This window comes from Rhodobacter capsulatus (assembly GCF_052363175.1).
Lineage (GTDB): Bacteria > Pseudomonadota > Alphaproteobacteria > Rhodobacterales > Rhodobacteraceae > Rhodobacter > Rhodobacter capsulatus_D.
This window is the reverse complement of the sequence record NZ_CP198946.1, coordinates 1,495,185-1,512,559: the sequence shown is the minus strand read 5'-3', so window position 1 is coordinate 1,512,559 and position 17,375 is coordinate 1,495,185. Positions and strand designations below refer to the sequence as shown.

The 17,375-nt window shown below is 65.8% G+C and carries 26 protein-coding genes and 1 pseudogene; 11 read left to right on the top strand and 16 right to left on the bottom strand.

Annotated features, from left to right (window positions below):
* Positions 1–130 precede the first annotated feature (130 nt).
* From ACTTAI_RS08445 to ACTTAI_RS08435, 3 genes are all read left to right on the top strand, one after another.
* Positions 131–964, top strand: a complete 834-nt coding sequence (locus ACTTAI_RS08445) for a DUF481 domain-containing protein (RefSeq protein ID WP_444455290.1) — start codon at positions 131–133, stop codon at positions 962–964.
* Positions 965–1,176: 212 nt separating this feature from the next.
* Positions 1,177–1,350 (top strand): CsbD family protein, encoded by a 174-nt coding sequence (locus tag ACTTAI_RS08440; RefSeq protein WP_444455289.1) that lies wholly within the window; start codon positions 1,177–1,179, stop codon positions 1,348–1,350.
* Positions 1,351–1,450: 100 nt separating this feature from the next.
* Positions 1,451–1,591 (top strand): hypothetical protein, encoded by a 141-nt coding sequence (locus ACTTAI_RS08435; protein WP_162838701.1) that lies wholly within the window; start codon positions 1,451–1,453, stop codon positions 1,589–1,591.
* Between the two features lie 544 nt (positions 1,592–2,135).
* Here the strand turns inward: ACTTAI_RS08435 and ACTTAI_RS08430 are convergent.
* The 3 genes from ACTTAI_RS08430 to ACTTAI_RS08420 all read right to left on the bottom strand — a co-directional run bounded on the left by ACTTAI_RS08430 (position 2,136) and on the right by ACTTAI_RS08420 (position 4,068).
* A complete protein-coding gene (locus tag ACTTAI_RS08430) occupies positions 2,136–2,348 on the bottom strand; it encodes a hypothetical protein (RefSeq protein WP_444455288.1) in 213 nt (70 codons plus the stop codon).
* Positions 2,349–2,377: 29 nt separating this feature from the next.
* A complete protein-coding gene (locus ACTTAI_RS08425) occupies positions 2,378–2,584 on the bottom strand; it encodes a cold-shock protein (RefSeq protein ID WP_141516579.1) in 207 nt (68 codons plus the stop codon).
* Positions 2,585–2,811: 227 nt separating this feature from the next.
* Positions 2,812–4,068, bottom strand: coding sequence for an MgtC/SapB family protein (locus ACTTAI_RS08420; protein WP_444455287.1), 1,257 nt, complete (start codon positions 4,066–4,068; stop codon positions 2,812–2,814).
* 125 nt (positions 4,069–4,193) lie between these two features.
* On the opposite strand from ACTTAI_RS08420, the gene ACTTAI_RS08415 reads away from it, so the two are divergent.
* From ACTTAI_RS08415 to ACTTAI_RS08405, 3 genes are read left to right on the top strand one after another with little or no spacing between them, the layout of a single operon-like run.
* A complete protein-coding gene (locus ACTTAI_RS08415; RefSeq protein ID WP_444455286.1) occupies positions 4,194–5,264 on the top strand; it encodes an efflux RND transporter periplasmic adaptor subunit in 1,071 nt (356 codons plus the stop codon).
* On the top strand, positions 5,264–6,466 hold the full coding sequence (locus ACTTAI_RS08410) for an ABC transporter permease (protein ID WP_444455285.1): 1,203 nt from the start codon (positions 5,264–5,266) through the stop codon (positions 6,464–6,466). The genes ACTTAI_RS08415 and ACTTAI_RS08410 overlap by 1 nt, the downstream gene beginning before the upstream one ends.
* Positions 6,463–7,137 carry an ABC transporter ATP-binding protein gene (locus tag ACTTAI_RS08405; protein ID WP_444455284.1) on the top strand — a complete coding sequence of 225 codons (675 nt, stop codon included), beginning with the start codon at positions 6,463–6,465 and terminating at the stop codon, positions 7,135–7,137. Before ACTTAI_RS08410 ends, ACTTAI_RS08405 begins: the two co-directional genes overlap by 4 nt.
* Positions 7,138–7,216: 79 nt before the next feature.
* Here ACTTAI_RS08405 and ACTTAI_RS08400 read toward each other — a convergent pair whose 3' ends face one another.
* Positions 7,217–7,408, bottom strand: coding sequence for a hypothetical protein (locus ACTTAI_RS08400; protein WP_111396024.1), 192 nt, complete (start codon positions 7,406–7,408; stop codon positions 7,217–7,219).
* Positions 7,409–7,917: 509 nt separating this feature from the next.
* Here ACTTAI_RS08400 and ACTTAI_RS08395 point away from each other — a divergent pair.
* Both ACTTAI_RS08395 and ACTTAI_RS08390 read left to right on the top strand, forming a co-directional pair.
* Complete coding sequence (locus tag ACTTAI_RS08395) at positions 7,918–8,154, top strand: hypothetical protein (RefSeq protein ID WP_444455283.1); 237 nt, start codon at positions 7,918–7,920, stop codon at positions 8,152–8,154.
* Complete coding sequence (locus tag ACTTAI_RS08390) at positions 8,147–8,710, top strand: sigma-70 family RNA polymerase sigma factor (RefSeq protein ID WP_444455282.1); 564 nt, start codon at positions 8,147–8,149, stop codon at positions 8,708–8,710. The genes ACTTAI_RS08395 and ACTTAI_RS08390 overlap by 8 nt, the downstream gene beginning before the upstream one ends.
* A gap of 41 nt (positions 8,711–8,751) precedes the next feature.
* Here ACTTAI_RS08390 and ACTTAI_RS08385 read toward each other — a convergent pair whose 3' ends face one another.
* From ACTTAI_RS08385 to ACTTAI_RS08360, 6 genes are all read right to left on the bottom strand, one after another.
* A complete protein-coding gene (locus ACTTAI_RS08385; RefSeq protein WP_444455281.1) occupies positions 8,752–8,958 on the bottom strand; it encodes a hypothetical protein in 207 nt (68 codons plus the stop codon).
* Positions 8,959–8,987: 29 nt separating this feature from the next.
* The gene (locus ACTTAI_RS08380) at positions 8,988–9,122 is read right to left on the bottom strand and encodes a hypothetical protein (protein WP_023917139.1); all 135 of its coding nucleotides are present in this window, start codon (positions 9,120–9,122) and stop codon (positions 8,988–8,990) included.
* 69 nt (positions 9,123–9,191) lie between these two features.
* Positions 9,192–10,043, bottom strand: a complete 852-nt coding sequence (locus ACTTAI_RS08375) for a transglutaminase-like domain-containing protein (RefSeq protein ID WP_444455280.1) — start codon at positions 10,041–10,043, stop codon at positions 9,192–9,194.
* Positions 10,040–10,546, bottom strand: coding sequence for a DUF1003 domain-containing protein (locus ACTTAI_RS08370; protein WP_444455279.1), 507 nt, complete (start codon positions 10,544–10,546; stop codon positions 10,040–10,042). The genes ACTTAI_RS08375 and ACTTAI_RS08370 overlap by 4 nt, the downstream gene beginning before the upstream one ends.
* Positions 10,547–10,580: 34 nt before the next feature.
* Positions 10,581–10,766, bottom strand: a complete 186-nt coding sequence (locus ACTTAI_RS08365) for a hypothetical protein (protein ID WP_444455278.1) — start codon at positions 10,764–10,766, stop codon at positions 10,581–10,583.
* Entirely contained in the window at positions 10,759–11,286 is a 528-nt protein-coding gene (locus ACTTAI_RS08360) for a DUF1269 domain-containing protein (protein WP_444455277.1), read from the bottom strand. The genes ACTTAI_RS08365 and ACTTAI_RS08360 overlap by 8 nt, the downstream gene beginning before the upstream one ends.
* 428 nt (positions 11,287–11,714) lie before the next feature.
* Between ACTTAI_RS08360 and ACTTAI_RS08355 the strand changes: the two genes are divergently transcribed.
* Together ACTTAI_RS08355 and ACTTAI_RS08350 are read left to right on the top strand one after the other, a co-directional pair.
* Positions 11,715–12,056: a hypothetical protein gene (locus ACTTAI_RS08355; RefSeq protein WP_444455276.1), complete on the top strand. Its 342-nt coding sequence runs from the start codon at positions 11,715–11,717 to the stop codon at positions 12,054–12,056.
* Positions 12,056–12,451, top strand: coding sequence for a hypothetical protein (locus tag ACTTAI_RS08350; RefSeq protein ID WP_444455275.1), 396 nt, complete (start codon positions 12,056–12,058; stop codon positions 12,449–12,451). The genes ACTTAI_RS08355 and ACTTAI_RS08350 overlap by 1 nt, the downstream gene beginning before the upstream one ends.
* A gap of 62 nt (positions 12,452–12,513) precedes the next feature.
* Here ACTTAI_RS08350 and ACTTAI_RS08345 read toward each other — a convergent pair whose 3' ends face one another.
* From ACTTAI_RS08345 to ACTTAI_RS08330, 4 genes are all read right to left on the bottom strand, one after another.
* Positions 12,514–13,173 (bottom strand): BON domain-containing protein, encoded by a 660-nt coding sequence (locus ACTTAI_RS08345; protein WP_444455274.1) that lies wholly within the window; start codon positions 13,171–13,173, stop codon positions 12,514–12,516.
* On the bottom strand, positions 13,170–13,937 hold the full coding sequence (locus tag ACTTAI_RS08340) for a DUF6544 family protein (protein ID WP_444455273.1): 768 nt from the start codon (positions 13,935–13,937) through the stop codon (positions 13,170–13,172). The genes ACTTAI_RS08345 and ACTTAI_RS08340 overlap by 4 nt, the downstream gene beginning before the upstream one ends.
* A complete protein-coding gene (locus ACTTAI_RS08335) occupies positions 13,934–14,362 on the bottom strand; it encodes a hypothetical protein (RefSeq protein ID WP_444455272.1) in 429 nt (142 codons plus the stop codon). Before ACTTAI_RS08335 ends, ACTTAI_RS08340 begins: the two co-directional genes overlap by 4 nt.
* A gap of 392 nt (positions 14,363–14,754) precedes the next feature.
* Entirely contained in the window at positions 14,755–15,486 is a 732-nt protein-coding gene (locus ACTTAI_RS08330; protein ID WP_444455271.1) for a Crp/Fnr family transcriptional regulator, read from the bottom strand.
* A gap of 171 nt (positions 15,487–15,657) precedes the next feature.
* Between ACTTAI_RS08330 and ACTTAI_RS08325 the strand changes: the two genes are divergently transcribed.
* Positions 15,658–15,891: a hypothetical protein gene (locus tag ACTTAI_RS08325; protein WP_444455270.1), complete on the top strand. Its 234-nt coding sequence runs from the start codon at positions 15,658–15,660 to the stop codon at positions 15,889–15,891.
* Between the two features lie 224 nt (positions 15,892–16,115).
* On the opposite strand, the pseudogene ACTTAI_RS08320 reads toward ACTTAI_RS08325, so the two are convergent.
* Positions 16,116–16,897, bottom strand: a pseudogene (locus ACTTAI_RS08320) (IS5 family transposase).
* 154 nt (positions 16,898–17,051) lie between these two features.
* A complete protein-coding gene (locus ACTTAI_RS08315; RefSeq protein WP_444455269.1) occupies positions 17,052–17,291 on the bottom strand; it encodes a DUF1127 domain-containing protein in 240 nt (79 codons plus the stop codon).
* Positions 17,292–17,375 lie beyond the last annotated feature (84 nt).

Here is a 17,375-nt window from a genome sequence, read left to right as displayed (position 1 = left end):
GCATGAATCACGATCCGGCCCCGCTTTTCCGCCGCGGCACTGATGCACAGCAGCACCGGCGGGCGCGATCCGGGTCAGGCTGCGGCAAGCGTCCAGCCCGGGCGTTCCGATTTTCCGAAAGGTTCATACCATGACCCGAATTCTTCTTCTGGCAGGCACGACGATTGCCGCGCTGGCGCTTGGCGTGCCTGCGGCCCTTGCGCAAACGGCGCTGGTCGGCATCGATTCGGTCGACGACCGCATCGACGACATCGACCGCGCCGCGCAGATCGACCTCGATCGCGGCAACGATGCCTTTCGCTACGGCAGCCCGGACTATCGCGAGGGCATGTCGGGCAGCGCCTCGCTGAGTTACGCGGGCAAGAGCGGCGCCACGGATTCAAGCGAATTCAGTCTGGGCGCGCGGCTGCGTTTTGCCAATGGCCCGTTCGTCCAGAACCTCGGCATGGTGCTGGACTTTGCCGAATTCGACTCGGACAAGACCAAGGAAGACACCTTCTTCATCTATGACGCGAATTACTACTTCAACGACTCGTTTTACGGCTTCGTGCTTGGCCGGGTGAAGACCGACGGGCTTGCCGCCACCGCCGACGACGTCAAGACCGACGCCTTCCTCGGGGTCGGCCCCGGCTACCGCATTGTCAACACCCGCGATCTGAGCTGGCGGGTGCAGGCGGGCATCGGGGTCAGCTATCTGCAGGACGGTCTTGAGGACTCTGTGACCGAAACCGGCTATATCGCCTCGTCGCGGCTGTTCTGGCGGCTGAACGACAAGCTTTTCGCCACGAATGACACCGATATCCTGGAGTCGGACACCGCGACGCGGGTGAACAACGATCTGGGGCTGAACGTGAAGATGACCGACATGTTCGCCACCCGCATCAGCTACCTGACGGAGTACAACGACTCGCGCGCCGTCAAGACCGAGAACAAGCTGGGGGTCTCGCTCGTCTATTCCTTCTGACGCGACCCTGCCGGCCAGAGCGGGCCGGGGGAAATCCGCTCCGCTCACTGCCGCGCGGATCGGACCGCGCCGATACATCCCGCGCTTCGGAAGGCACGACCGCGCTAACCTGCGTCAATGCCGACCGGACGGCGTGGCCCCATAGTTCGGAAAGGGCGTCAGGATCGCGCGTGACCCTGTCGCCCGGATGAACCCCCTGAAAGGAAAGCATCATGGACAAGGATCGGGTTGTCGGTTCCGCAAAGGTCGTCAAGGGCAAGGCCAAGGTGGCGATCGGAAAGGCCATCGGCGACAAGAAGCTTGAGATGGAAGGCGAGGCCGACAAGGTCGCGGGCAAGATCCAGAACGCTGTTGGCGGCATCAAGGACACGATCCGCGAAGCGTAGAATCCGAGAAACGGGGCGCCGCGGAATGGTCCGGTGCCCTGTCACATCCGCGCCGGCTTCACGCATGGTCTGAAGCCCGAAACTCGCTGAAGGACGCATCATGAGCCGCAATTTTCTTTTTCTGCTGATCGGTGTTCTCGCCGTGGTCGCGGCGGGGACCGGCTATCTGTATTATCAGGAACGTCAGAGCGGCGTTGACATCAAGATCAACGAACACGGCGTCACGATCGACGGAAATTGAACGCCATTCCTGCGCACCAGAGCGCGGGACACATCTCGGCGCTGCCAAGGCACGCGCGGGGCGTCGCGTCCGCGACAAGGACGGCCGCTGCCGACTGTTCTCCGGTCCGCAGACCGGGCAATAAAATCCCTCATATCCAGCGTTTCGGTGTCGGGTGGCCCATGTGGCCGCTCTGGCGTCGCCTTAAATGGGAAGAGACGGCACGGGTTTCCCCGCGCCGTCCCCCCTCCCGGCTGAGTGGTTCGGCGGAAGCGGCTTGCCTGCGCAAGCAGCCGGGCCGCCTCGACGCCTTTACCGGGAAACCGTTGCCATCGCCGGACCATTGAAGGACCGGATTGGACTTGTCGGGGAACGGCGCCCGCGTCCCGCATTGCGCGGAAGCGTGCCGTTGCCGAGGCGTTCGAAGAATTCGCGCCAGCCAAGACCGGCCTCGACCGGCTGTCTGGACGACAGGATGGCCTTGGGAGCGGCTCCCGAGGCGTTTTGGGGATGTGTCATCTGGGTCTTTCCGCCGCGCCCGGGAGGCGGGCTGCGGCTTGGGTCGTCAGCGCGACGGTTTTGCGCCGCGGGCTGATGCGGCACCGGCGTCACGGGCAAGGCGTTGCGCCTTGAGCGTGGCAGTGCGATCTGCGCGTGTGGCGGCTTCCGTCTGGACGATCAGTTTCGCGGCCGCGGCAGTCATCTCGAAATAGGTCTGCGGCGGGCGGGGGATCTCCCGGAACAATCCGGGAGAGGGTGTCGTGCGTGTCATGGACATGGGCTTGCCCCGAAGGAGCGCATGCCAGATCAGGCCAGAGCCAGATCGCAGGCCGATTTGCGGCCGTCACGGCCGGACTCGATCTGGAAGGTCACCTTGGCGCCATCGGCCAGGCGCGAGATGCCGGCACGTTCCAGCGCAGAAACGTGAACGAACACATCCTGTGCGCCACCTTCCGGCTCGATGAAACCGAAACCTTTGTTCTGGTTGAAAAACTTCACGGTGCCATTGGCCATCGTGATCACTCCTACAGGGGAATGCTGCCCGCAGGATGCGGCAACTCGGCTTGGTCAGAACTAAGAGCAGACTGAAGCCGATGAAGGAGACAGGGTGCGGTCAGAGAAACTTCGCACCTATCTCAATAGCGGGGTTTGCAGAATTTGCAAGGAGTCTTTCGGGGTTTTCAGCCAACTCAAATCTGCGCGGCTTCAAATTTTACAGCCATGGGGTGTGAGTGCGGTCGTCATACCGGCCTCGCGACGGCGCCGATCCAGGCGGCAAGGACAATCAGCAACAGCCCCGGCACCACCCGCAGCGCGAAGGCGCGCCCCCCCGTGACCGCGGCCACAAGGATCTTGCTTGCCGTGTTCGCACTCACGGCGGCCAGGATCGGCACCACCGCATCGGCGGGGGCGACCTTGCCAGAGGCGACAAGAGTAGCGACCGAGATCGCCGCCGCATGGGTATCGACAAGCCCCGCCGCCAGCGCGGCGAGCAGCACGCCCGAGCCGCCGAACTGCGCCTGCAGCCCGGCCGAGACGACAAGAACAAGGGCGAGGATCGAACCGAAGGCAAGCGCCGCGCGCAGGCTGAAGGCGCTGCCGCCATGCGTGCCTTCGCCTGCGGGGTGGCGCAGCGCGGCCAACGTCAGCGCCAGCCCGTAGATCGCAGCGGTGCCACCGGCCAGCGCCAGTGGCAGGACAAGGGCGGAAAGGGTGGGCAGGCTGATCGCCGCCACCACCAGCGCCAGCTGCGCGATCGTCGCGACCGAGGACAGCACCGCCCCGGCGACGCAGGCCGGGCGCAGTTCGGGCGATTGCAGCGCCCGCGATCCCATCGCGCCGATCGTTGCGGTGCTGGAAATGAAGCCCGACAGCGCCCCCGAAAGCGGCAGCCCGAACCGCGCGCCGAGCAGTCGCACCGCCAGATAGCCCGCCGCGCCGATGCCCATCACCAGCACGATCACGATCCAGACGGCATGTGGGTTGAACGCAAGCCATGGCCCCATGGGACGATCGGGCACCAGAGGCAGGATCACCAGCGTCGCTGCGGCAAAGATCAGCAGATCGTCCAGTTCGTCCTTGGAAATCAGCGTCGTGACAAGATTGTGCAACCAGGCCTTGATGTACAGCAGCCCGGTGATCGTCACCGCGATCGCCGCTGCCATCTGGGGCGCGGGAATGCAGAGCCCGCCCAAGAGCACGGTCAGGATCAGCACGATCTCGGTGGTCAGGCCGGGGTCCTGATGCGATCGCTTGCCGTAAGCTACCGCCAGCATTGCCGCGATACAGGCGGCCACCACCGCAAGCAGCAGCACCCCACCCAAAGCGAAGCCGACCGCGCCCGCGGTCGAGGCAATCGCGAAAGTTCGGATTCCTGCGGGTGAGCGGGCTGGCCCCTCGCCCTTGCGCCGCTCGCGCTCGGCGCCGATCAGCGCGCCGACGGCGAGCGCGCTGACCATGTTCAGCACGGGAGGAACAAGAATCGGGACGCTGTCCATCGGGGCCTCGTAACTGGGGGGCGCGTGCATCGACGCATTTTCCACCCCCGTCGTCACTGATCCAGGTCAGCCCGGCTCCGGTCGGGAGCGCTAGACTGCGGGCAATCCGCCGCAAGGTCCGCCCGATGCCCAACCACGTCCCTTCTCCTCCTGACCGGCCCCGATGGCACCGTCTCGGCGCTTTGGCGCTGGCGGCGGCGCTCTGCGTCGGGCTTGCGCTTTGGTGGCAGCTGCGCGCCGCGCGTCCGCCAGTGGGGACGGTCGAGACGATGACGCCCGGGCTGGTGACGCGGGTTCTGGCGGTGAACGGCAAGATCGCCCCGCGTGAGTCGGTGGCAATCCGTGCGGCGGTCGGCGCCGTCGCGTTGAGCCTGAATGCCGAGGCGGGCGACGTGGTGCAGGCGGGCGCCGTCCTGGCGACGCTTGACGACCGGCACCAGGCGGCTGTGCTGCGGCAGGCCGAGGCGGCGCTGGCGCAAGCGATGATCCTTCAGGCGCAGGCGGCGGCCGAGTTCGGGCGCAACCGCGATCTGGGCGCGCAGGTGCCGCGGGTGACATTGGACGATGCCCGCCGCAGCCTCGAGGGCGCGGCGCAGGAGGTCGCACGATGCGAAGCCCTGCGCGATCAAGCCCGGATCTCGCTGGACGATTACACGATCCGCGCCTCGCGCGCGGGCACGGTGCTAACGCGGGCCGTCGATCCGGGTCAACGCGTCGATGCCACGACGACGCTCTACACTCTGGCAGATCTGTCGCGGTTGCGCGTCGAGACTGATGTGGACGAAACCTACGCGTTGCAGATCGCGCCGGGGCAGCGGGTGCGACTGCTCTTGCTTGGCAGCGCCGAGACCCGGATGGGGACGGTCGAGACCGTCGCGCCAAGGGTGGACCCGGACACGGGCGGGCTTGCGGTGAAGATCGGTTTCGATGCGCCGATCCGCGCCCCGGTCGGGCTGACCGTCACCGCGAATGTGGTGATCGACAGCCGCAGCGCATTGACGGTGCCGCGCACGGCTCTGGCAGGCGGGGCGGTCTTCGTGCTGCGCGCGGGGCGCGCGGTCGCAACTCCGGTCAGCGTGATCGACTGGCCCGCCGAACGGCTGATCGTCACCGCGGGGCTGGCGCCCGGAGACAGGGTGATCACCGACAGCACCGGCCTGCACGACGGGCAATTCCTGCGCGAGGAGGGCAAGTGATGTTGTATGCCATCAAGATCGCGGCGCGGTATCTGAGCGCCTCGAAGGCGCAGACGGCGCTTCTGGTGGTGGGGGTGGCGGCCGGCGTTTTCGTCTTCATCTTCATGTCGGCGCTGATCGGGGGGCTGGCCGAGTTCATTCTGGCGCGCACGGCGGGCGACATGGCGCATGTCACGATCGAAGCCGAGGCACGCATCCCGGCCCGGCTTGCGGTGCCGCCGGGCCGGGTGCTTTGGGTCGAACAGGCGACGCGCGAAACTGCCACCCTGCGCGCGGCGGAAAACTTCTTGCCGCTGATCGAAGCCCTGCCCGAGGTCAAGGCGGTCTCGCCGCAGATCATCGGGTCGGGCGTCTTGCGCCGGGGCGGACAGGAGGCGCAGGTCTCGATCGTCGGGCTGGAGCCGGGGCGGGAAAGTGCGATTCTGGATCTGGAGCGCTACCGGGTTGCGGGATCGGTGCGGCTAGGTGCCGGTGTGGTGGTTCTGGGCAAGGGGCTGGTCGAGGATCTGGGCCTCTCGCTCAACCAAAGCGTCGTGCTGCAATCGAGCCACGGGGGCACGATGCGGCTGACGCTGGGCGGGATCTACGAAATCGGCGCGGGCGGGGCCGACCGGCGCATGGCCTATGTCAGCCTGGCCACGGCCCGCAGCCTGATGGCGCTGCCGCAGGGGCTGAGCCGGATCGAGATCAAGCTGTTCGACCTTTATGCCGCCGATGCCAGCGCCGCGCGCCTGCGCGGCCTGACCGGCCTGCCCGCCGTGTCCTGGACGCGCGAGGGGGCGCGGCTGCTTGAAGCGCTGAAAGCGCAAAAGCAGACCGGCTATTTCCTGAAAAGCTTCGCGATGATCACCATCATCATCGGCGTCGCCTCGTCGTTGCTGCTGTCGACCTATCGCCGCCGCCCCGAGATCGGGATCATGCGGGCGATGGGCGCGTCGCGGCGCTTCGTCGTTGGCGTCTTCGTGCTGCAGGGCGGGCTGATCGGCGCGATGGGCGGGCTTTTGGGCGCGGCCACCGGCTATGGGGTGCTTCTGGCCTTCCCGACGCGCGAGAATTTTCGTCCCGGCACGCTGCCGATGGACATCACGCAGGGCGCCTATGGGCTGGCAATCACGCTTACGGTGCTCTGCGCCATCGCCGCCGCGATCCTGCCCGCGCGGGCGGCGGCGCGGCTCGATCCGGTCACGGCGATCGGCCAATGAGCCTTGTGACCGTCACCGATCTGGTCAAGACTTTCGGCACCGGAGAGGCCGAAACCCGGGTGCTGCGCGGCGCCAACCTGACGCTCGAGCGCGGCGAGCGGGCGGCGCTGATCGGCCCCTCGGGCTCGGGCAAGAGCACGCTGCTGACGATCCTTGGCACGTTGATGCAGCCCACTTCGGGCCGACATGAGATGCTGGGCGTCGATCTGACCCGGGCCAGCGATGCCGCGCTGACCGAATTCCGCAACCGCCATATCGGCTTCGTGTTTCAGTTCCACAACCTGCTGCCCGATTTCACCGCGCTCGAAAACGTGGTCTTTCCCGCCGCGATCCGGGCCGGGCGCGAAACAGCCGCCGCGCGGGCGCGCGGGGCGGATCTGCTGGACAGGATGGGGCTTGCGGCGCGGATCCAGTTTCCCACCGCCACGCTCTCGGGCGGGCAAAAGCAGCGCGTGGCGGTGGCGCGGGCCCTGATGAACGCGCCCGAACTGGTGCTGGCGGACGAGCCCACCGGCAATCTCGATCGCGCCTCGGCGCTGCAGGTGATGGAACTGATCGGCGAGATCAACCGCGACGAGGGCACGACCTTCCTGATCTCGACCCATGACGAGACGATCGCCGCCAGCTGTCCGCGCCGGATCGTGGTGGGCGAAGGCAAGTTGACCGGCTGACAGCGAAAAGGGGGCCAAGGGCCCCCGGTCGTCGAACGACTGCGCCACCCCGGCCGAAACCGGGGCGGCACCTGTCGGATCAGGCCAGCGCGGCCACGGCGGCGTCAAGCGCCTTGCCGACGGCGGCATCATCCTTGGCGGTCTGCGCCTTTTCGGCGGCCTGGTAATGCGTCAGCGCCGCCTCTTTCTTCGGGCCGTCGGGCGCCTTGTCCCAGGCGGCCTTGACGGTTTTCATGCGTTCGGCGTTCGACGCCATGGTGTTGAGATTCATCGGTTTCGTCCTTGTGCGGTCTGCCGCGGCAACAGGCTGCGTCGATCTGTGCGAGGTGATGGAATTATCCGTCGCGCAGGGCAGTCTGCAGAGCTTTGGGCAGAGGCGATGGCAAGCGGCTATTCGATTGCCATGCAACACCCTGACCCATCCCCCCGAGTCGCATGCTGATGCAGGTTTGCCTCAAGGCGCGATGACAGCCTGACGCAGGGGAATGCACTCTCTGGCAGTGGGCGCTTCGGGCGACGCTCCGTTTGATCCTGAAACTGATCTATGGCGCTAACATGGGTAATGGCCGTGGTTTGCGCAGTCGTTACGATTGTGCGTATCGCCCGTTCCTGCCCGTGATCGCAAGATTGCGGCCCCCTTGGCTCCGGGCGGTCGTGCGGTGACGGCCGGACCGAAACGCCCTTGTGGATCAGCGTCTCCCGTTGGTCCGCATGGCGCGCGTCGGGTCGGTCGTTGCCGCAGGCAGGCCGATGCACGTCCCAACCCGAAAGGCGACCCGGATGAGCGATCCCGCGACCAGACTGGACCAGATCCGCCCCGAGCGGCAAGGGCTTGCCCCCCGGACCGGCATCGGCATCGACCGGAGCCGGGCTGCGATCGCGGCGGCGCGCCGTCTCGAGAAGGCCGAGACCGAGGCATTCATCCAGCGCATGCGGGCGATCGTGGAGAGCCGGATCGAGAGCCCCGCGCAGGATCGGACGGAGCATGGCCCGCCGAACGGATTTCGCGATGAATGATCAAAGTCCCCCGGTGCCTTCAGCCCGGATCGGCGAGCACATGGCCGCTTTGCGCCGCTTCGCACTGTCCTTGACCCGCGATCCCGACAGGGCCGACGATCTCGTGCAAGATACGATGTTGCGCGCCGTTCTTCATTTCGACCGCTTCCAGCCCGGGACCAACCTGCGCGCCTGGCTTTTCACGATCGAGCGCAACATCCATTATTCCAATCGGCACAGGGCTTTGCGCGAGACGGTCGTGATGCGACAACTGGGGTTGACAACCGCGGTGGCGCTGCCCGCGCATGACGGGGTGCTGGCGCTGGAAGAATTTCTGGACGCCTTTCGGCAGCTTTCAGCGCCGCACCGGCGCGTGCTCGTGCTGGTTGGTGCCTTGGGGTTCACGCATCGCGAAACCGCCGAAACCATCCGCCTGTCGCCCGAGGCGGTGCGCGCCCGCGTCTCTCGTGCGAGGGCGCTGCTCTTGGACCGGTTGGGGCTTGTCAAGGGTGAGACCCCGATGCCGCGTCCAGAATTCCATGATCTTCGGGAGCCTTGCGTGCGGCCGCGCTGCTGAACCAACCGCCAGCCGCGAACGCATCCGTGAACGCGGTGCGCTCAGGGGGGATTTCGCGGCAGTTTTGCCGGTTTTTCCGCCGCATCCCGGGCCAGCCGGGCAAGGCGCAGCCGAAGCGTCAGATCGGCGCGCTTGCGGTTTTGCTCGGCGATGATTTCGCGCGCTGCCGCATCGATGCGCTCAAAGACCGTCATCGCCGCGGGCTTCACCTTTTGAAACCGCGCGGTGTGGTCATCCGGGCCGGGCATTCTGTGTCCTTTCGGCCGGGATCGGGGGCTCAGGGCTTCTTCTTCTCGCCCATGCCGGGCTGCACGCCCTTGGTGAACAGATCGGCCTGTTTCGCTGCCGCCGGTTTCTTCGGTTGCTTCGGCTTCTTCGCTTCGCGGTTCGAATGGCTCTTGCCCTTGGGCATTGAATCTCTCCCTCTTTGGCCCACGCGGGCCGGTTGGGCCGGAGCGGATGCCCGGCCAGTCTTTGCAGTTCATGCCAACGGTTCGGCGCGGACGCGAAAGTTGGTCAGCCTGTGCAGGCCGAAACTGTGGATCATCGCCACATCGGCCGCGTCTCGCCCGCGCGCCACCAGCACCCGGCCGATCCGCGGGACATTGTTGCGCGGGTCGAAGAGCCGCCAGCCGCCCTCGAGCCAGACCTCGATCCAGGCGGCGAAATCGCCCGGCGCTTCGGGGGTGGGGCTGCCGATTTCAGTCAGATAGCCGGTACAGTAGCGCGCCGGGACATTCATGCAGCGGCACAGCGTGATCGCCAGATGTGCATAGTCGCGGCATACCCCCACGCCTTCGGCATGGGCCTGTGAGGCGGTGCGGGTGGCGCGCGCTTGCACGTAATCGAAGCGGATCTGCGCCTGCACGTAGTCGCAAATCTCCTGTACCAGCGCCTGTCCGCTGCGACGGGTGCCGAAACGCGACCAGGCGATTGGCGCCATCAGATCAGTGTCGCAATAGCGCGAGCCTAGAAGATAGCCCAGAACCGTCTCGGGCAGGTCCTCGACCGGGGTGCCCGCGTAATCCGGGTGTGGCGGATCAGGCTGGCCGGAATCGCGCACTACCGCGGCGATCTCGATCCCGAAGCATCCGGCCGGGGCGACGAGGCGGCTGCAGAAGTTGCCGAATTCGTCGTGAAACGCCTGCAGCGGCACCGGCGGATCAGTGCGCAACTGGTCCGGGGTTTCCAGGTCGGAAAGCCTGCTCTGGTGCGTCCAGAGCCGCGCGATCATTGGCGTCGGACTGGGGAGCTCGAACTGAAAATGGCACTCCAGCGCAAGGCGCAGCGCAGGGGTGAAATCCGGTCTTTCATGACGGGCGTATTGGTTCATCTGCGACGCTCCTCGAGCAATTCGATCTGGATCTGCTGCATCTCGACCAGCCGCTGCCATTGATGCGCCAACTGATGGTCGATCTTTTCGTGCAATTGCCGGATTTCGAGTTCGGCCTTCAGGTTCACCCGGTAATCGTTCTCGCCGCGCAGCCGGTCCTTGGTTTCCTGCCGCCGCTGGCTCATCATGATGATCGGTGCCTGCAGGGCCGCGATGCAGGACAAGAGCAGATTGAGCAGGATGAACGGATAGGGGTCGAAGGGCGGCCGCTGCAGCAGCGCGCTGACGTTGAGCCCTATCCAGAGCACGAGCAGCCCCAGAAAGATAGAGATGAATGGCCAGCTGCCGCCGAAACGGGCCACAGCATCGGCCATGCGCTCGCCGAAGGTCAACCCTTCGGCCATGTCGGCGTCGAGATGGCGGCTCAGCGTGCGGCCGGTTTCCAGGCTGTCAAGCACCGCCCGGTCGAGCGCGCCCAGTTCGCCACGCTCGTCTTCAAGCATCCGCTCGACATAGAGACGGCGAAACCGGGCGATGTCAGTGCGGCAGATCTGGCCGCCCTCGGCCCAGCCCCGGGGCCTCGGCCTCGATCAGCGCCGAAAGCCCCGGGCGGACCGAGAGGAAGGGTTGCAGCTCGGTTGCGGGCAGCGCGCGTCCGCAGACGTGGCAACACCCCGCGCCGGGCGGGGGGGCCGCCGGCGCAGGCTGCGTTTCGTCACGCACGGTCAGCTTCTTGCAAGGATTTGCCGAGCCCGTCGCGCGCCGTCGCGAAAGCCTCGCGCAGGGCGACCTCTGCCGCGGGGTCAAGGTTGGTGCGCAGGATGTTGCCCCCCTTCGCGCCGAGCCGCGTCACCATCCGCTCCGAAGCCGGGGCCTTCAGCAGCAAGAACAGCGCCGCATGTCCCGGTTTCAGCATCGCCGAAACCTTGCGCATGAAGGCATCATCGATCCCGTAGTCGCTCAGGGCCCCCGAGACGGCCCCGGCCGCCGCGCCGATGAACAGCCCAATCAGCGGATTGAAGAACAGGATACCCGCCAAAGGCCCCCAGAACGCCCCGCCGGTCGCCCCCACCGCCCAGAGATCGACCATCTGGGCAAGCCGGATGCGGCCGTCGTCATCCACGGTGGCGACCACGGCATCGGTCACGTCGACAAGGTATTCCTTGGCCATGCCAAGGACTTCGGCGCGGGCGGCCTCGGCCGCCGCTGGCGTTTCATAGCCGATGACGATGAGTTCGGGCATGACCGTATCCTTTGGTGAACGTGCCGCGAGGCACTGCGATGGGCGGCATTACGGCAAGCGGAAAAGATGGTGGCACAGAACCAAGCCCCGGCTGCAGCCCCGATCAGGGGCGAATGGACATCGCCCTCTCCCGCTCCGGCGCCCTCCCCGGACGGCGCCCGGTTCTGGCTGAGAGACTTTGCCACGGCCTGGGGTCAGGGATACTGATCCATGTTGGTCCGGCAGGCACAATCGGGAACCGATCGTGGTGCCGGGAAGCGGGCATGCTAACCCGGATCAGCATCATATGCGCAGGGTTGAGCTATCTTGCAGAGGTGCATGTGATCGCAGGGGATCTGACCGACCCGTGCCCTGAAGGGCGGGTGTCGTCCCGTTCCCGCTTGTGCGCCGTTTCGATCCCGGACGTCGCTTTCGTGAAAGGAAACATCATGCTGAAACCGGAGTGGACCCTGCCCGGTGCCGTTGGTGCGTTCGCCGGAGTTCTTCTGACGACGGTGACGGGGTTCGTCTGGGCAGAGTGGGAAATCCGCTCCGGCGTGCAGCATGCGGCCGAGGCGGAGGTGGTGCGGGCCTTGGTTCCGCTATGTGTCGATCGGGCGAGGACCGACCCGGAGCGGGAAGCCAAGCTGGTCGCATTGCGTCAGGGCGCGCCCCTTGCACAGCTCGAAATCATGTTCGAGACCGGCTGGCTGCCGGGCGCACTGGCGGAAGGCTTCGACCGCGCCGTGGCGACAGGCTGCATCGCGGCTCTGCGGAACCGGGGGGCGTGATGACAGGCGAATTGCCCCCTGACAATCTGGATCGTCCCGCAACCGCTGCGCCGTTTCAGCCTTGCGCACCGGATCCGGTGCCTTGCACGGCCACGCTCAAGGTGGTCACGCTCGATGATCGGCGCGCGCCGGAGGACCGTTTTGCGGTCCTCGTGCGGCGGGCGATCTGTGGCAGATCGGACGCAGAGAGAGGCGCCGCCCGGCCGCGCGATGGCGTCGATGCCCTGCTTCTTTTGGGACCGGCGAAGACCTGGCCCGAGGCGGCCGAGCGGTTGCGCTATCTGGTCGAGCAATTTGCCCTGACCTTTCCGGGTCAGCAGGTACGTCAGCAAAAGCTGATCCGCCGCGCCTTGCGCGACATATCCTTCCTGCTTGCCAAGCCGCACGACACCTGAACATGGAGAAGCGGACCCCCAGCCCTGGGGTTCCGCTCCACCTGCCATACTGCGCAGCGCCCTCAATCGATGCGGATCTTGTCCTCGACCATCGTTGTGCCATGCGCCGCCCAGGCAGCAGCCACGGCAATGTCGTGTTCGTGCAGCGACCTTGTCGTGCCCGAGAGGGTCACGGTTCCGTCCTGCTCCTCGACGGCCAGGGACTCCGCGGGCACACCCTTGCGTTCGAGCGCACGACGGATGTCTTCGCGCACGCGGTCAGTCCTGCCGATCTCGCGTTGGGCGCCCCGGATCGTGATTTGATTGGCGACCCCGCGCACGCCCCAAAGCGGATCGACCGCGCGAAAGGCCGCCTCGCGCTGATACTGATGCGTGACCATGCCAGTGAGCGTGACGAAACCATCTTCGACCAGCACCTTGACTGCGCCGCGCGGAATCGCGCCGACCCAGTCGAGACGATCCGCAACCGCGGCGGCGATCTCGTCGTCGTTGTGCTGCACCTGATCGGGCAGGCGCACCTCGATGCAATCGGCAATCGCGCGGACCCCGCGCAGCCCCGCAATCGCGGTTTCTGCCGCCCGTTTTTGCCAGTAGCTCTCGAGATGACCGGAGAGCGTCACCACCCCATCGTGAACGGTAACGCCGATGCTGTCGGCGTTCACCATTGGCTCCCAGGCCAGTTCGTCAAGGACTTGCAGTCTCAGAGCGTGATCGGAAATCATGGGGTTGCTCCTTGCAAAGGGTGGGGTGCTGCGTCGGCTGGCGGCCCCATTCGGGGAACCGAATGGCGCGGCGGCACGACACCGTCGCCCGCCATCTGCCAGTCGACGAGGGTCGCGACCCAAAGGCCGATGTTGCGATCGGCGAGCCTGCGACGGACATCGGTGTGAAACGGGATCCAGCGGCCGCGGATGAGGTCGTAATCCGCATAGCTGCCGAACCAGCCCGCTGCAGCGTCCCGGCGCCGCGGAAAATTCCAGGGATCGGGCAGAAAGACGCTCGCGACGCGGCCATCCGCACCAAGCGTGAAAGTCGCCTCGATCGTCTCGACGCCAAGCCCCGTGGCGACGCGCAGATGGCTCTCGTCGATCTCGTCCCAGCGCAGGGTGCGATTGTGCAGCATCGCGTCGGGGGCGAGCGGCAATTCGGTCAGATAGCGCAGCCTTTGGCTGCGTGGCAGCGCCTGCGGACGGGGGGCGAAGGGAATGGGCAGGCGACCGAAGGCGCGGACGCCGAATTGACCCGGTTTGCCAGCATCAAGACTGTCGTGCATCACGATGGCATGGGCCGGGCCAAGTCGCGCCCGCCAGGAAAAGGCGCAGGCGGTGACGGACAGGATTTCCTCGGCGGTGAAGGAAAGCCAGGCATCGTTCGGCAGTCCCAGATTGATGCGGCCGTATTGGCGCAAATGTACCGGCCCCCCAATCCGGTCCGGGTCTGCCCCAAGGCGGAGCGCAAGGGCGGTGACGGCGGCAAGACGGGTCATGGCGTGGAGAGATCCGCGGGCGCCCCTTCCGAAACCATGTCCTGACTTGCGCGGTCGGAGCTGGCGCGCGCCGCGGCGGCGCGGCCGCCGTCGGGCGCCGCATGGGCTGCGCCGCCATGTGCCTGCAAGGCATGGAAACGCAATCGCTTGCGACCGATGTTGTGAAGTGTGAAGCCCATGCCTGCCGGGATCAGGATCGCATCCTTCGCCCTCACCCGAAAGCTGGTCGCGCCGATCGTCATCCGCCCCTTGCCGGTGACGATGCGCAGGAACTGATCGCGTGCTGAGCCGTCCCCGGCGCCAAGGCTGTCCTTGCGGCGCAGCGCAAACAGCATCAGGTCCATCTGCGCCGATCCGAACAGGACGCGGCGGAAGGCGTCGTTGTCTTTTGTGAGGCGGTCAATCTGTCCGACAAATCCGTGCATGGCCCTTCTCCCTGTTGTCCGGTCAAGACTACCAGCTCGACCCCCATGCCAGGCTGATCGAAATCAGCGCCTGAAAGCGACGGTGTTGTGGCAATGACCCGCCAGGCCGATCTCGATCAGTTTGACCGTCGGCCCGAAAGGCTAGGCTGTCTTGAACCGTCAGGCTCCGGCCCGTCCGCGAAAGGACATCCCATGGCGCGCAGACCGCGTTTTTCCAGCACCGACGAAAAGATACGCGCCATCCGCGCGCGTTGCGCGGCCGCCCCGGCGGGCAGCGCGAGGGAAACCGCCGAAGGGCACATTCGGGCCGCCGAAGAAGCGCAGCGCAGGGGGTGGGAGGGCGAATGCAATCGGCGGCTCGATTCCGCCGCCCATGTGCTTGCACGGGCGGCTCAGTGCAGCAGCGGCCCCTCATGGTCGAGATAGCCGGTGTCGAAACGCGCCAGCGCCCGTAGCCGGTCGAAATCGTCGAACAGCACGCGGCCTTTCTGAAAGGTGATCAGCCCCTGTTCGCGCAGATGCCGCAGCACGCGGTTGACATGCACCGCGCTCAGCCCCAGCGCATCGGCCAGATGATATTGCGTCAGCGGGCAATCGAAGCCGGAGCGGTCGCCAACCCCCACCAGCATCAGCCGCGCCCCGAGTTCCAGCAGGAAATGCGCCGTGCGCTCCTCGGCGTTGCGTCGCCCAAGATCGACCAGATGCTCGACCACCATCGCCTCGTCGCGCGAGGCGGCCCAAAGCACCGCCGTTGCCAGACGTGGTGCATCGGCAAAGGCGTCAAGAATGTCGGTGGCGATGACCTCGGAGGCCTCGATCTGCGTCACCGCCTCGATCGAATGGTCGGAGGTGCGGAACAGGATGCTGCGCAGGCCCAGAAAATCGCCCGGCACCTGAAAATCGACGATCTGCCGGTCGCCGTCGGGCAGCATCTTGAACGAACAGGCCCAGCCCTTGGCCAGAATGAAGGCGGAGGCGTTCATCTGCCCTTCGTGGATCATCTCATGTCCGCATTGGAAGGTCCGCCGCCGTCGGTGGAACCGTTCGAGCGTGGCCAGATCACGATCGGAAAGCGCAACAAAGACCGAAAGCTTGCGGGTGAGCGGGCTTTGAAGGATCGACATCTCGGGGTCCTTCCTGACGGATCGGCAGCGGTACATCTGTCGGGACTCATATCAGGAATAGAGCTTTGCCGCGCTGCTCTGGATCAGTCTTGCGACGCGAAATGAGCCTAGAGTCGGCCCGTGCAGACCAGGTTCTGGCCGTGTGTCTCCCCAATGAAAGCGAAGCCCACCATGTCTGACCAAGATGATATTGCCGGAACTGCCGCGCTGACGATCTGCGAATCCCTGCTTCTGGCCCTCAACGATCACAAGATCCTGCCGGAAGCAGAGATCGTCGGGATCTTGCGGGATGCCGCTGCAACGCATGAAACGCCCCCCGACGATGGCAAGGCAGAGATGCACGCTGCCGTGGCGAAGCTGATCAACAGCATCCTTGCAGGCGGGAATTCGGTGCGCCGACGCTGACCCGGGAATGGCGTCAGCGTCACAGTCACGACCCTGAGCGGGATTGGTGCGGTGATGAACGACCGTCATTCCCAATTTCTGCGGCGGCAATGCCGCAAACTCGACTGCGCATCTCCGCGCTTGCCGGCGGTCGAGCCGCCTGCTGGCAATAGCATCGCCTGGCCCATACTTGCCGCGCGATACCTGATGATGCGTGGTCTCGGCATGAAACGCAGGTTCTTAGGTCATGTTGACAAATGGCGGAGCCAGAGCCTGATGCAGGCGATGTCTATGAAGCCGAGGAAACTGTCTGCGGTTTTGTCGTAACGGGTTGCCAGGCGACGGCTGTTTTTCAACTTGTTGAAGCAGCGCTCGGCCATGTTGCGCAGCGTATAGATCGTCATCTCGACCGCCTTGCGCACCTTGCGGTTCTTTCGCATTGGGATCATGGGCAGCGCGTTGCGGCGCTCGATGTCTTCCCGAGCTTTATCAGAGTCATAGCCCCTGTCAGCGACCAGAACGGCGGGCTGTGGCAGGTTGTCTGCCATCACCAGATCGTATCCGGTGTAGTCGGACTCCTGCCCCGGCGTGATTTCGGTTCTCATCGGAAGGTCGGCACTGTTGACGCGAAGGTGGATCTTGGTCGAGAACCCACCCCTTGAACGGCCAAAAGCTTCTTTCGGAGTCCCCCTTTTGCGCCCGCCGCATGATGATGGGCGCGGATCACAGTGCTGTCGACCATCTGGAGCTTGTCGGGCGCCAGCCCCGCGTGGTTCAAGCCATCCAGGACATTCTCCTACAGCCCGGCGAGCGTCCAGCGCCGGAACTGCCGGTAGACAGATGACCACTTGCCAAACTCCTCCGGCAGGTCCCGCCACGGCGCACCGGTCCGCGCGATCCAGAAAATGCCATCCAGAACAAGCCGATGGTCCGCAGGCTTGCGCCCGTTCGGATGCCGGACGGCCCGGATGAAGCCCTCAAAGAATGCCCATTCGTCGTCGGACATCAGGTTGCGTGCCAAGGTCACCTCCCACGTAGAGAGGATCTTGAATCACTGCCGACCGCGGAGGGGAATCCGTTTTGTCAACACGACCTAGGACAGCCTGCGTCACGCCCGCAAAGTTTCTTCGCCTGAACGGTCTGATCAAGCCTCCCGATGCGATCGTCACCGGTCGCGCCTCTCACCGATCCTTGCCCTGCCAGAACCACAGCCCGCATTCGGCGCGGCGGTCGGCCTCGCTCAGCCCGATGTCGTCGAGCGCCTCTGCCCCAAGCCGGGCCAGGCGCGCGCGGCTGCGGGCGCGGCGCTGCCAGAGCGCGAGGCGCCGCAACAGGCGCAAGGTGCCGAATGGCCCAAGCTGCGCCGGATGGCACGTCGGGGGCGTTTCGCAGACAGGCGGGGGCGCGGAGAGATGTGACATGCACGCACCCTGCCCCCGCATATGCCTCTTGACAAACGATGTCTTGGCCGGGCTTCTGTGAGAAAATCTCACAGCCTGTCGGCC